This is a genomic window from Flavobacterium sp. 140616W15 (assembly GCF_003668995.1).
Classification (GTDB): domain Bacteria; phylum Bacteroidota; class Bacteroidia; order Flavobacteriales; family Flavobacteriaceae; genus Flavobacterium.
Genome location: NZ_CP033068.1, coordinates 2,941,072 through 2,954,086, shown reverse-complemented (window position 1 = coordinate 2,954,086; position 13,015 = coordinate 2,941,072). Strand labels below are relative to the sequence as shown.

14 protein-coding genes are annotated in these 13,015 nt (G+C 30.6%); 11 read left to right on the top strand and 3 right to left on the bottom strand.

The window, feature by feature from the left end; translation table 11 throughout:
* The first annotated feature begins 23 nt into the window (after positions 1-23).
* From EAG11_RS12665 to EAG11_RS12615, 11 genes are all read left to right on the top strand, one after another.
* Complete coding sequence (locus EAG11_RS12665) at positions 24-1,478, top strand: glutamate synthase subunit beta (protein ID WP_129539506.1); 1,455 nt, start codon at positions 24-26, stop codon at positions 1,476-1,478.
* 283 nt (positions 1,479-1,761) lie between these two features.
* Entirely contained in the window at positions 1,762-2,985 is a 1,224-nt protein-coding gene (gene lysA / locus EAG11_RS12660) for a diaminopimelate decarboxylase (protein ID WP_129539505.1), read from the top strand.
* A 357-nt stretch (positions 2,986-3,342) separates the two neighbouring features.
* Positions 3,343-3,936 carry a hypothetical protein gene (locus tag EAG11_RS12655; protein WP_129539504.1) on the top strand — a complete coding sequence of 198 codons (594 nt, stop codon included), beginning with the start codon at positions 3,343-3,345 and terminating at the stop codon, positions 3,934-3,936.
* Positions 3,937-3,949: 13 nt separating this feature from the next.
* Positions 3,950-4,477: a hypothetical protein gene (locus EAG11_RS12650; RefSeq protein ID WP_129539503.1), complete on the top strand. Its 528-nt coding sequence runs from the start codon at positions 3,950-3,952 to the stop codon at positions 4,475-4,477.
* A gap of 174 nt (positions 4,478-4,651) precedes the next feature.
* Positions 4,652-5,038: a lipocalin family protein gene (locus EAG11_RS12645; RefSeq protein WP_129539502.1), complete on the top strand. Its 387-nt coding sequence runs from the start codon at positions 4,652-4,654 to the stop codon at positions 5,036-5,038.
* Between the two features lie 288 nt (positions 5,039-5,326).
* Positions 5,327-5,800, top strand: a complete 474-nt coding sequence (locus EAG11_RS12640; protein WP_129539501.1) for a hypothetical protein — start codon at positions 5,327-5,329, stop codon at positions 5,798-5,800.
* Between the two features lie 245 nt (positions 5,801-6,045).
* A complete protein-coding gene (locus EAG11_RS12635; RefSeq protein WP_129539500.1) occupies positions 6,046-6,360 on the top strand; it encodes a GIY-YIG nuclease family protein in 315 nt (104 codons plus the stop codon).
* Positions 6,361-6,511: 151 nt separating this feature from the next.
* Positions 6,512-6,916: a helix-turn-helix domain-containing protein gene (locus EAG11_RS12630; RefSeq protein ID WP_129539499.1), complete on the top strand. Its 405-nt coding sequence runs from the start codon at positions 6,512-6,514 to the stop codon at positions 6,914-6,916.
* Between the two features lie 240 nt (positions 6,917-7,156).
* Positions 7,157-7,525 carry a hypothetical protein gene (locus tag EAG11_RS12625; protein WP_129539498.1) on the top strand — a complete coding sequence of 123 codons (369 nt, stop codon included), beginning with the start codon at positions 7,157-7,159 and terminating at the stop codon, positions 7,523-7,525.
* Between the two features lie 133 nt (positions 7,526-7,658).
* On the top strand, positions 7,659-8,027 hold the full coding sequence (locus EAG11_RS12620; RefSeq protein WP_129539497.1) for a hypothetical protein: 369 nt from the start codon (positions 7,659-7,661) through the stop codon (positions 8,025-8,027).
* 166 nt (positions 8,028-8,193) lie between these two features.
* Positions 8,194-9,381 (top strand): hypothetical protein, encoded by a 1,188-nt coding sequence (locus tag EAG11_RS12615; RefSeq protein ID WP_129539496.1) that lies wholly within the window; start codon positions 8,194-8,196, stop codon positions 9,379-9,381.
* Positions 9,382-9,705: 324 nt separating this feature from the next.
* Here EAG11_RS12615 and pafA read toward each other — a convergent pair whose 3' ends face one another.
* The 3 genes from pafA to EAG11_RS12600 form a co-directional block, all read right to left on the bottom strand.
* Positions 9,706-11,325 (bottom strand): alkaline phosphatase PafA, encoded by a 1,620-nt coding sequence (gene pafA / locus EAG11_RS12610; RefSeq protein WP_129539495.1) that lies wholly within the window; start codon positions 11,323-11,325, stop codon positions 9,706-9,708.
* Between the two features lie 124 nt (positions 11,326-11,449).
* Complete coding sequence (locus EAG11_RS12605) at positions 11,450-11,917, bottom strand: DUF1456 family protein (protein WP_129539494.1); 468 nt, start codon at positions 11,915-11,917, stop codon at positions 11,450-11,452.
* 70 nt (positions 11,918-11,987) lie between these two features.
* Positions 11,988-12,998 carry a dipeptide epimerase gene (locus EAG11_RS12600; protein ID WP_129539493.1) on the bottom strand — a complete coding sequence of 337 codons (1,011 nt, stop codon included), beginning with the start codon at positions 12,996-12,998 and terminating at the stop codon, positions 11,988-11,990.
* Between the last annotated feature and the right edge of the window lie 17 nt (positions 12,999-13,015).

Here is a 13,015-nt window from a genome sequence, read left to right as displayed (position 1 = left end):
CAACTAAATTTAATAAAAATATCATGGGTAAGATAGGTGGATTTAAAGAATATAATAGAGCAGACGAAAGTAATATTGCTGTTAAGGAGCGTATATCAAACTATAATGAGTTTACGATAACCTTAGAAAAAGATAAGATTAAAGAACAAGGTTCAAGATGTATGGATTGTGGTATTCCGTTTTGTCACAGTGCATGTCCGTTAGGAAATTTAATTCCAGATTTTAACGACATGGTACATCAGGAAGAGTGGGAGAGTGCATTAAAAATTTTGCAATCAACAAATAACTTTCCAGAATTTACAGGTCGTTTATGCCCGGCACCATGTGAGAAATCATGCGTGTTAGGAATTATCAAAGAACCAGTTGCGATTGAAAATATCGAAAAAAATATTATCGAAAGAGGTTTTGCAGAAGGTTGGATTAAGCCTCAACTTCCAAAAAAGAGAACAGGAAAAACTGTTGCTGTTATTGGTTCAGGTCCTGCAGGTTTGGCAGCGGCACAACAATTAAACAGAGCAGGACATACGGTTACTGTTTTTGAAAGAGACAATGCAATAGGCGGATTATTGCGTTATGGAATTCCTAATTTTAAATTAGAAAAAGGAATTATCGACAGACGTGTAGTAATATTAGAAGCTGAAGGAATTGTTTTTAAAACCAATGTAAATGTTGGAGTAAATTACAGTATCGAAGAACTAAATGCATTTGATTCGATTGTTTTATGTGGAGGAGCAACAGAAAGAAGAAGCTTGCCAACAAAAGGAATCGAAAGCAAAGGAGTTGTTCAGGCAATGGATTTCTTAACGCAACAAACAAAGGTTTTATTTGGAGAAGAAATTCCAAACCAAATAAAAGCTACAGGCAAAGATGTTATTGTTATTGGAGGGGGAGATACAGGATCAGATTGTATCGGGACTTCAAACAGACACGGAGCAAAATCGGTTACTAATTTTGAGATTTTACCTAAACCGCCAGTTGGAAGAAGCGAATCTACGCCTTGGCCATTTTGGCCGTTGCAACTTAAAACATCGTCTTCTCATGAAGAAGGTTGTGATAGAAACTGGTTAATTAATACCAAAGAGTTTCTTGCAAACGAAAAAGGAGAATTAGTAGGTTTGAAAACTGTTGAAGTAGCTTGGAAAATGACAGCAGGACAACGACCAGAACTTATAGAAAAAGAAGGTTCAGAGAAAATATGGCCTTGTGATCTTGCATTATTAGCGCTTGGATTTACAGGACCAGAAAAAACATTAAGCGATCAATTAGGTTTACAGTTGGATATGAGAAGCAATTACAAAGCGACAAATTATCAAACAAATGTACCACATATTTTTACAGCTGGTGATATGCGCAGAGGACAATCCTTAATTGTTTGGGCAATTTCAGAAGGCCGTGAGGCAGCAAGAGAAGTAGATTTATATTTAATGGGATCTACAAATTTACCAACAAAAGGAAGCGGGGACTTACCAAGTCTATAAACCAACAAACAACACAACGAAAAGAAACCCTTGAATAATTGCATTCAAGGGTTTCTGCTTTTAGTTTATAAGGCACTAATTCACTACTATTTGAGGGGTTTTTTTATGAAAAAAAGATAGTAACTTAGTATCTTAGAACCTTAGCAAGTAAAAGGGGTTTAAATAAATTTAAAATAACGCATAAATTGTTTGATTTTAAACAAATTGTTATAATTTGTTATTATTTTGCATTTTATTGGTGGATATACAAAAGAGTAATAAATTTGTCAAAAATAGTTTAACAATGCAATCAAAAGATTTACTGCAATTAGCAGACCAATTTGGAAGTCCATTATATGTGTATGATGCTGAAAAAATCCAATCACAATACAACAGGTTAACTAAAGCGTTCTCTAAAGTAGAACATCTTAGAATTAACTATGCCATGAAGGCTTTGTCTAATGTTGCCATACTTCAGTTGTTAAAGGATATGGGGTCTGGATTAGACACAGTATCTATTCAAGAAGTATTACTAGGACTTCACGCTGGATATGAGCCTGAAAGAATTTTTTATACACCAAATGGAGTTTCTTTAGAAGAAATTGAAGAAGTTGCTGCAATGGGTGTACAAATAAACATTGACAATTTATCTATTCTGGAGCAATTCGGAACTAAATATCCAAATACACCAGTTTGTATTCGTATTAATCCGCATGTAATGGCAGGAGGAAATGCAAATATTTCTGTAGGACATATTGATAGCAAATTCGGAATTTCGGTACATCAAATACCACATTTATTGCGAATTGTTGAAAATACAAAAATGAGCATTGTGGGAATTCACATGCACACAGGATCTGATATTTTGGATATTGAAGTATTCTTGTATGCTGCTGAAATCTTATTTGATACAGCTAAAAACTTCAAAAACTTAGAGTTTTTAGATTTTGGAAGTGGTTTTAAAGTACCATACAAAAAAGATGATATCGAAACTGATATCGAAGAATTAGGTAAAAAATTATCAAAAAGATTCAATTCTTTCTGTGCAGAATATGGTAAAGATTTAACCTTGATTTTCGAACCAGGTAAATTTTTAGTGAGTGAAGCAGGATTCTTTTTGGCAAAAGTAAATGTTGTAAAACAAACAACATCAACTGTTTTTGCTGGAATCGATAGTGGTTTTAATCACTTAATTCGTCCAATGTTATATGGTTCTTCTCACCATATCGAAAACATCTCAAACCCAAAAGGGAAAGAGCGTTTTTACTCTGTAGTAGGATACATTTGCGAAACTGATACATTTGCGAATAACCGTAGAATTGCACAAATTACCGAAGGTGATATTTTATCTTTCAGAAATGCAGGTGCATATTGTTTCTCAATGGCCTCAAACTACAATTCAAGATACAAACCAGCCGAAGTTTTATGGATGAATGGTCAAGGAATATTAATTCGCCAAGCCGAAACATTCGAAGACCTTCTTAAAAATCAAATTCCGTTGCCACAAGAAGTTGCGGCAGCAGTTTAAAATAAAAAAAAATGTCAGTTGCAGAAATCCCATTCCCGAAAGGTGAATGGGATTTTTTGTTTTATATTGACTCCAACTGTCAGGCAGAGCGGAGTCGAAGCCTCAGCGCAATCTTATCTTTACAGAAAAGATATAATTGGTGTGTAATCTTTAATCAATTAGTTTAATTCTGAAGCTCACTGAACTCATCTAAAAATAAATGTATTGTGAAGTAATCCTTCATGCGTAATAGAAAACTAATTAATGATTTGTGTGTATTATTTTATATTTTAGCTATAAACTGATATGTAAATATTAAATAATTTATTGATATGGTTTTACTATAAAGTTAGATGCCTCAAGAAAACAGATGAAATTATGATAGATAAATTAAAAGAGTTTAACATAAGTAAAGATGAAATAGAAAAATTAAAAAATTTTAGATCAAGAGATGGTTTTATAATACTAGAGGATAATGAGTTTAATAATATGCAAAGTTATTTTGACCAATTTCCAGTTTATAAAAACATTACGGCGATATTGACTGATGGAAATTCAAACTATTGGTGTGTATATGTTGATACTACTATGAAAGGAATGGTTTGTTATTTGAGTCATGATGAATTAAATTTAGAGCCAAAGTTTAGAAGCATTTCAAATTTTATTGATACAATTGAAAATAATTTAGATGTATTCGATTTTGATGATTTTAATGAAAACCATTTTGAGTTTCCTGCGACAAAAGAGATTGCGGAGTTTCCTGAGCGAAGTGAACTTATTGAGAAACTTTTTACCAAACTAAAAGCAGAAGCTGACGAGGATTGTATACAACAATTAGCATTTATGATTATGGCTTTAAGTTTGAATCATGAAATTGAGACCAACATCTATCCCTTTTTAGATGATGAAAATATGTACATTCAAGAGCGGGCGATAGAGCTTTTAGGTTTTCACAGATACAAGCCAGTATGAGAAAAATTACAAAATGAAAAAGTTGAAAACTATGAACTCCTTTGAAATAATTTATGATTTTTCATCTGGAGATGGAATCAAAAAAATCTGGATATTATTTATGCCAATTGGTATTTTTCTATTTTTAAAATTTATTTTATTCTTGATTGAAAACGATGAAGAAGAAAACTTATTTAAAGATCCTGAACACCAAAAAGTCAAGATAAAAATATTCCAGTATGTATCGATATTCTTTTTTTTACTATTCTCAGTTTTATTTGGCTACGAGTATTACAAAACAAATGATTTATACAATAATGCCAAACTACAAACTGAAGGATTTGTTACAAAATTTCATCCAATGCCATCTGGCGGTCATGATAGTGAAAGATTTATTGTTAATGGAGTAGAATTTGAATATTCAGATTTTGATATATCTGGGTTTGGATACAATAATGCTAAGTCGCATGGAGGAGCAATAGACGAAAATAAATATGTAAGGATAGATTATATTAAAGAAAAGAAAGGAAATCAAATTCTGAAATTAGAAGTAAGAAAGTAAAGGATAGCCGAGGTCTCCCTACTTCGTAGAGACCACAATGAAACATAGCAAAAATTAAAAAGAATATAGGAATGAGTACGAAGTTGGGATACCCTGCACAATAAGAGAATAACAGATATAATCTATGAACATAATTAAACTATTTATAAAGATATAATCGAAGTAAAAACAGAAATGAAACAATCAAATCACATGATCAAAACAATTGTAATATTTGTTCTTTTTTTATCAAGCATAACTATAAATGCTCAAAACTCTGATCTTTTAAAGGGAAAATGGGTTTTTAAAAAGGCGCTAAATAAAGAAGTTGATAAACTTGGAAAAAAAACTTTAAATTCAGACATAATTAATAAAATGACTTTTGAATTTAAAAGTAATGATGAATTTGTTGCGTTTTTAATGGGGCAAAATGCGAATGGAAAATGGACGTTGTCTAAAAATTCAAAAGTGATAATTCTAAATTCAATAGATGGGAAATTTGAGTTGTCTATTCTTAAACTAACTAAAACTGAGTTGATATTAAAATTAGGATTGGGTGAATTCTTAATGAACAAAGTTTGAGATGACTATTATGGTTAAAAAAAATATTACACTTTTTCTATTATGTTTTGCAGGAATGTATTTTGGTCAAGAATTTCCCGAAAAAGAGAAAAAATATGATGTCGACATATTTGAATTTTTAATGAAATCTGTCGAAAAAGATTCTATCTCCGCTCTGCGAAGTCTCCCGACTTCGTAACGACAACAGCAAGGCATTATAAAGATTAAAAAGAGCATTAGGAACGTGTATGAAGTTGGGAGACTTTACTATCACTGAAACGTTGAATATAAATATAAAACCAAAAAAATATGAATAAAGTAAATTTAGTGTTCGTGTTATTTTTTCTCTTGCCAAATCTTATTTTTTGTCAAGATATTGTAGATTACTCTAATGTAAAAACGAAATCTGGTGAAGTAAAAATACCTGGGAATTGGGAAGAATTGAATAGAGTGGATGATTCAGGTCAAACTTATTTAAAAAATAAAGATGGAGTAATTATTGCAATTGCCCAAAACCCTAAAAATTCGTATTCCTTTTTCAAAAGTAATAAATCAGATTTTGAAAATGTAAAGTTATTTTATGTTTGGGATTCGGATTATTTGAAAAAAAATAAATTCAAAATCCAAAAGATTAAGGAAGATTCTAAATTAGAATATATAATTTGGAAATATAATGATAAGAAACTCGATAATGTATTTCTATTCGGTTCGATTAAAGATAATTTTCTAAATCTACTTGTTTATACAAATAATTGGAGCGAAGATGAAAAGATATTTTTTTAGAAAATCTATATAAATTGAATAAATAACTACAAACAACGATTACTACAATGGATTTAGTTTAACCGTTTGGAAATAACATATTCTTAATTGACTTATTTCTCGTTTTTAAAATTGAAGTTTTGCACACAATCTTGTCATTTCGACGTAAGGAGAAATCTTCGCAAGAAACTCCATAAAGTACATTAAATATATTGTAAGTAAAATCTTTAATAAAAATGATTTAACTTTAGCGAAAAATAAATTTAATGGAATTACAAGGAGGCTATCATACTTACTATATATACATAATAACAAATATATCTAAAACAGTTTTTTATACTGGGGTTACAAATAATTTGAGAATTCGGTTAAGTCAACACGAAGAAAACAACGCAAATGAAAATAAAACTTTTGCATCAAAGTATAATGTTACATACTTACTATATTATGAAAAGTTTACTTGGATTCAAGAAGCAATTGCTCGTGAAAAAGAAGTAAAAGGCTGGCGCAGGGAAAAGAAAATTGAATTGATAAAAACAATGAATCCAAATTTGGGCTTTTTGAATTATTTATTTGCATAATTTGTAAGCAAATTTTATATGAATTTTTCAATCTTTGTAGAGTTTCTTGTGAAGATTTCTCCTTACGTCGAAATGACAAGATTGCGGATATTGGGACTTGAAATTTTCACTAACCACTATTTATCTAAAGAATTTTAAATATCTTTGAATTATGAGCACAGCAACTAAACCAAAACATATTGGCAGAAATATAAGCCGAATCAGAGAGCTTAAAGGCATGAAACAAGAAATACTTGCGAATGCTATTGGAGTGAGTCAACAATCAGTTTCTAATATTGAAGCAAGCGAAACTATTGACAAAGATAAACTTATTGAAATTGCAAAAGCACTTGGAGTGACTGTAGAAGCGATTGAAAATTTTTCAGAAGAATCAGTTTTTAATTATTTTAATACTTATTACGATACAAAAGATAGCGTAATTAATGCAGGCAATTTGTGCTCAGCTAATAATTGTACATTTAATCCTTTAGATAAAGTTGTTGAACTTTACGAACGTTTAGTTCAAGCTGAAAAAGAAAAGGTAGAGTATTTGGAAAAATTACTAAAAGGAAAATAATAGTCTCTAAATAGAGTTTTTTATAAAGAAAAATGCGCAAATGTCTTTTTGATTTTGCGCATTTTTTTGTCCATATTATAGCCAACCTAATCAAAGCTTCATTTTTAATTTGTATTTTCGGGAAACTAAAAAATTAAAAAACAAAATAACAAATGGGATTTGGTTCTAATGTTAGTTTTTATGATGTCTTAGATTTAAGTAAGAATATTTTAGCTTTTTGTAGACAAAATAAAATCAATAATGGATATTAAAAAAACAGGGAGAATATTCTTTTATCTTCATACTACGGGAAATGATTCATTAAAAGTAACTCAAGGACTTTCAAGTATTCAGGCTTTTTTTGTGTTGGCAGTTCTTGCCATTTTTAAAAAAGTTTTATTTCCCAGTTTACATATTACTATACTTTTTTTATTTCCTTTTTTTGTTATAATTAGTTTGACTATTAATTATTTCAACTATAAAATATATAAAAAGCATATAAAAGATTTTACTATAGAATGGAATAGCGAAACAAAAAAGAATAAAATAATATATAACATCAGCAATGTAGTATTTGTAATTTTTATTTTTTCAATTTGTATCTGTATTTTAAAATACTTGGATGACTAATTTAGAATATCTCTTATAGAGTAAATTTGACAATCCATGCCTGCAAACAAATTTTTAACCATCATTTATCAAACTTAAATTAATCAAAGCTTCATTTTTAATTTGTATTTTCGGCAAACTAAAAAATTAAAAAATGAAATTACAAATCCGTATTCTAATCTATTCAATATTATTTTTCACTTATAGTTTTTCAACTTCATATTTGCTGGCATTGGGCGAAAAATTAAAAGATCATAGATTTATAACTTTAGGTTGTGGTTTTCTTCTTATCAATCTAATTTTCTCTTTTTTGGTATTAAAATGGAAACCTTTATTAAATATAGTGTACTCTGCTATAATTGCATTTTTAGCTTTATACTTAGCACTGAAGTTTGGAGATTTGCATCTATTTCCAAAATATGATGCTCACGGAATCAAAACTGCATTAATGACGAATGCTGTTTTATCTATACTGTTTTGGGAAATTGCTTATCAAATAAGAAGTAGAAAAAAATTAAAATAGTAACTATTTGTTAGACCTACAGCAGTGCATCTCCATTTTTATGTCAGTTAGATTTTATTAGCAAGGTAAATTCAGTTGAAAGTTTTTACTTCTTAAATTTAAAATTGAGTTACTACTTATCTGAATCAATCTAAAACTGATATATTTGCACTTTAAAATTTATAAAATGAAAAAGATTACTCTACTTTTTTCAATATTGTTCTTAGCACTTTCTTCATGTGGTGTAAAAAGCACTCAATCAATGCTAAGTGATGGTAATTATGATGGAGCTATTGATCGGGCGGTTGAAGGATTAAGAACCAAAAAAGATTCTAAAGGAAAACAAGATTATGTTTACTTGTTGGAAGAAGCTTTTGCTAAAGCTAAAGACAGAGATTTACGCAGTCTAGATTTGATGGCAAAAGAGGCTAATCCAGCTAACATTGAGCGTGTTTACAATACGTACATGCAATTAAATAACCGTCAGGAAAAAATACGACCATTGTTGCCATTGCAATTAATGAAACAAGGAAAGAATGCCTATTTTCCGTTTGATAATTATTCTTCGCAAATTGTAAGCAGCAAAAATGCATTGTCAAAATATTTATATGAAAATGCTTCGGCACTTTTAAAATCCAAAAACAAGCTTGATTTTAGAAAGGCATACGATGATTTTGCTTATCTGGAAAGTATCAATCCGGGATATAAAAACACAAAAAAATTAATGGATGAAGCTCTTTTTAAAGGTACCGATTTTGTGGATGTTTATGCTAAAAACGAAACGAATATGGTTATTCCAAAACAGCTTCAAAATGATTTGTTAGATTTCAGCACGTACGGATTAAATGATAAATGGACTGTTTATCATAGTGTCAGACAAAAAAGTGTTGTTTACGACTATAGTTTAATTTTGAATTTTAGAGAGATATTTATTTCGCCAGAGCAAATTAAAGAGAAAGAGTTTATTAAAGAAAAGCAGGTGAAAGATGGAGTGAGAACTCTTTTGGATGGTAGAGGTAAGCCTGTAAAAGATAGCTTAGGACGGGAAATTAAGGTTGATAATTACAGAACGCTTCGAGCAAATATTTATGAGTTCAGACAATTTAAATCTTGTCAGGTAACTGCAAAGGTAGATTATGTTGATTTAAGGACCAATCAGTTAATGCAATCGTTTCCAGTAACCAGCGAATTCATCTTTGATTATGTTTATGCAACCTACAAAGGAGATAAAAGTGCTTGCGAGGATAGTTATATGACTTATTTTAATAAACGTGCAGTGCCATTTCCTAATAACGAACAAATGGTTTATGACACAGGGGAAGATTTAAAAGCAAAGCTGAAAGATATTATTGTAAGAAATAGATTTAGAGGATAAACTCAATATTAGGATATTTTAAAAATAGACTGTTCGAAAAGTATTTTTCAAACAGTCTATTTTGTTTTTGGACAGTTTTAGAAAATAGAATAAATAATTACTACAGCGTAGCGATATTTTGGTTTTTCTTGAGATTGCTATAAATATATCACATCTCTGGTAGTATCAACTTGATGTCTGATTATTGGAATGGAGTGCAGGTACAGAAATAATTTCGCACCATTATAGATATATTCAAGCAATTTAAATAAGATAGTTTTAAATAAAAAGAGGATGTCCGAAAGTAATTTTCAGGCATCCTCTTTTTTATGCGTTAAGAAGAAATTATTTTTTGTCTAAGACTTCTTCAAGAACATTTGCTTCTGTTCCGTTCGGGAATGTTACTTTTATTTTTTGTGCAATTGTTGGAGCAATTTGAGTAATCGTTTTCTTACTGTATGATTCTCCTTTTTTAATATGCCAACCGTAAAAAATTGCAGGTACATGTGTGTCATAAGTATATGGGGTTCCGTGAGAAGTTCCTGTTCCTTGATATTCGATATAACCTGGTTTGTCTAATATAATTAAATCTCCGTTTTGAGTTACGTCATATCCTTTTACAATAAAGTTTAAGTAGTAATCATTACCTGTAGCGCCTAAAATTTCTTCTTCGGTATATACTCTTTTTACGTAATCCTGAGCCATCAAATAATCTTTGAAAGCTTGTTTAACTTTAACTAATTCCAGTTTTTTAGTTTTGATGACTTCTTTATTCAAAAATAAATTGAAGCTAGAATAGTTTAAAACTAAATCAGCACCAAAAGTTTTTACTGAAAAATCTTTTAAGTTTTTACGGATATCTTTTGGACTAATACTGTTTACATTGTATTTATTGTCTTTAAGATAATTTACATTTTCAGCTCCAGCATGATCAGCAGTTAAGAAAAGTAAGTAATTATCTTTACCAACAGTTTTATCTAAGTAAGTTAAAAAATCTGCAATAGTTTGGTCTAAACGCAAATAAGTATCTTGTAACTCCATAGAACGTGGTCCTAATAAATGCCCTACGTAATCTGTAGATGAGAAACTAACCGTTAAGAAGTCTGTAATGTTATCTTTTCCTAATTCTTCTTTTTCGATTGCTTTCATAGCAAATTCAGCTAATAAGTCGTTTCCAAATGGAGTAGAACGGATAATTCCTGCATCATTTTTATCATACATATCTTTTAAGTTGTATGGAAAAACGGGTGCTGCACTATTGTACAATTTCCCTTCGTATGGATTGTTATCTGGTAAGCTTTTACTAGTATAAACAGAAAGAGGTTTGTAAAGATCCCAGCCTTTGTTTATATATGATAAATAACGTTTTTCACCATTAAATTCAGTTACCCAATCAGGTAATTTATCTCCGTAAAAAGTACTAGAAATAAAAGATCCTGTTTTGCTATACCAGAAAGCCCAATTAGCAAAGTGCCCTGCTGGTAAAATTGCTCCACGATCTTTAAGACTCACACCAATTACTTTTCCTTGGAAATTGGTACCCATTCTTAACTCGTCAGTGATAGTTGTGCTTAATAAGTTTTTTGGAGACATTTCGCCTTCCTCTTTTGTACCATCGCCTATTGTTACTACTCCAGCATCATCGGTACAATACATTTGTTTTCCTAATTTTCGGCTAAACCATTCGTTACTTACAATTCCATGTGTTGCAGGAGTTGTTCCTGTATAAATGGATGCATGACCTGGTGCAGTGTAGGTAGGCATGTAATTGTAATGCATGTTTTGAAACGTGTAGCCGTTATTCATAAGTCTTTTGAAACCATTTGCTGTAAAATCATCTGAGAAACGATAGAGATACTCCATCTTCATTTGATCCACAACAATTCCAACCACTAGTTTTGGACGTTCTTGTGCATTTATTTGAGTAACGAATACAAGTGCTAAAAATAAAATAATTTTTTTCATGTTATAAAATCTAATTTTACACAAAAATACAGATTCAAATTCAAAAAGAATTCAGAATTGAGATTGAAAACACAAAAACGGTTTTACTTTAACATATCTGATAAAAAAAATCCTAAGTGTGAGCTTAGGATTTTTTGTTTTTACCGAAGTTGAATTTTACTTTTTCAACTACTTGTATTTTTGGAGTAGATTTACTGTTGTTCTTTTTGAAAGGTTTTTTTGTAGCAGTTCCAGATTTAGATGGAGCTTGATCTCCTCTAGATCTTTCCTCATCTTTAGATTTGGCTTTAAACTCTGGCCTTTCTTTAGTACTTCCTTTAGCAGGTATTTCAGCTTTGTGTTTCGCTAAAACATCATTAGGATTTTTAGGATTTTCTTTTGTTCCTCTTAAATGAATTACTAATCCGTTTAAGAAGTTACGCAATACCTGATCCCCACATTCCATATAGTTTTCATGGTCTTCGGCTCTGAAAAAAGCACCCAACTCTGATTTTGAAATTCTAAAATCTACCAATTCTAATATTTCAACTATTTGGTCGTCACGGAGCATTAAGGCTACGCGTAGTTTTTTTAGGATATCGTTATTTGTCATCGTTTAATTTTTTACAAAGGTACGTTTTAAAAGTAATTGAATTGCCACTTTCCTTATATTGAAATTGTGATTAATACAAGATAACTCCAGTTCCGTTACCTTCGGCATATTTTACGGCTCCATTTTGTATGATAACGCCACTAGCAATATCTTTTTCTAATAGCAAAGGGCCATCCATATCAACATAATCGAGTTCGGGTAATAAATGGGCAATTGCAGAAATTCCAACCGTAGATTCTGTCATGCAGCCTATCATTGTTTTTAATCCCAATTGCTTTGCTTCCTGTAGCATTCGTCGTCCTGGAGTTATACCGCCACATTTCATCAATTTTATATTTACACCATGAAAATGGTTGTGGCATTTAGCAATATCACTTTCTATAATACAACTTTCGTCAGCTACAATAGGTAAGACGGAATGATTAAAAACTTCTCGATGTCCGTCCCAATCATCTGCTTTGAGCGGTTGTTCTAGAAATTCGACTCCAAGTTTTTTTAGCTCAATAGCATTTTTAATTGTCTCATCAACACCCCATCCGCAATTGGCATCAATTCTAAATATAGCGTTACTGTGTTTTCTTAACTCAGTTACAATGGCAATGTCTTCAGGAGTTCCTAATTTTATTTTATAAATAGGCCATGGTAATTCTTCCATTTTAGAAACCATTTTTTCGATAGAATCAATTCCAATGGTGTAATTTGTCAATGGATTATTTTGAATAGAGTAATTCCATAGCTGATATAGTTTTATATTTTTTTTTCTTGCATACCAATCATTGTATGCATTATCTAAGGCGCATAACGCAAATTTATTTTCTTGTAATAATGGATTTATTTTTGCCCAAAATTCTTCAGGAGTTTCATCCTCAATTGTTTCTATTATTGGACGAATTTTTTCGATATCATTTTCTAGTATCGGTATGGTAATATTATAATATGGATTGGATGTTGCTTCACCAAAACCCGAATATCCATCTTTTTTTAATTCGACAATTACCGTAGGTTGAAAATCAATTGTTTTTCTTGAAATCCTAAAAGTGTGTTTTAATTTTAGATTGTATGCTCTGATGATTAATTGCATAGCCGCCGTTTTGTATT

Coding starts and splice junctions, on each gene's coding strand:
- EAG11_RS12665 (WP_129539506.1), top strand. CDS start 24: ATGGGTAAGATAGGTGGATTTAAAGAATATAATAGAGCAGACGAAAGT.
- EAG11_RS12625 (WP_129539498.1), top strand. CDS start 7,157: ATGGATATTAAAAAAACAGGGAGAATATTCTTTTATCTTCATACTACG.
- EAG11_RS12620 (WP_129539497.1), top strand. CDS start 7,659: ATGAAATTACAAATCCGTATTCTAATCTATTCAATATTATTTTTCACT.
- EAG11_RS12645 (WP_129539502.1), top strand. CDS start 4,652: ATGAAACAATCAAATCACATGATCAAAACAATTGTAATATTTGTTCTT.
- EAG11_RS12605 (WP_129539494.1), bottom strand. CDS start 11,917: ATGACAAATAACGATATCCTAAAAAAACTACGCGTAGCCTTAATGCTC.
- EAG11_RS12630 (WP_129539499.1), top strand. CDS start 6,512: ATGAGCACAGCAACTAAACCAAAACATATTGGCAGAAATATAAGCCGA.
- EAG11_RS12655 (WP_129539504.1), top strand. CDS start 3,343: ATGATAGATAAATTAAAAGAGTTTAACATAAGTAAAGATGAAATAGAA.
- lysA (WP_129539505.1), top strand. CDS start 1,762: ATGCAATCAAAAGATTTACTGCAATTAGCAGACCAATTTGGAAGTCCA.
- EAG11_RS12640 (WP_129539501.1), top strand. CDS start 5,327: ATGAATAAAGTAAATTTAGTGTTCGTGTTATTTTTTCTCTTGCCAAAT.
- EAG11_RS12615 (WP_129539496.1), top strand. CDS start 8,194: ATGAAAAAGATTACTCTACTTTTTTCAATATTGTTCTTAGCACTTTCT.
- pafA (WP_129539495.1), bottom strand. CDS start 11,325: ATGAAAAAAATTATTTTATTTTTAGCACTTGTATTCGTTACTCAAATA.
- EAG11_RS12635 (WP_129539500.1), top strand. CDS start 6,046: ATGGAATTACAAGGAGGCTATCATACTTACTATATATACATAATAACA.
- EAG11_RS12650 (WP_129539503.1), top strand. CDS start 3,950: ATGAAAAAGTTGAAAACTATGAACTCCTTTGAAATAATTTATGATTTT.
- EAG11_RS12600 (WP_129539493.1), bottom strand. CDS start 12,998: ATGCAATTAATCATCAGAGCATACAATCTAAAATTAAAACACACTTTT.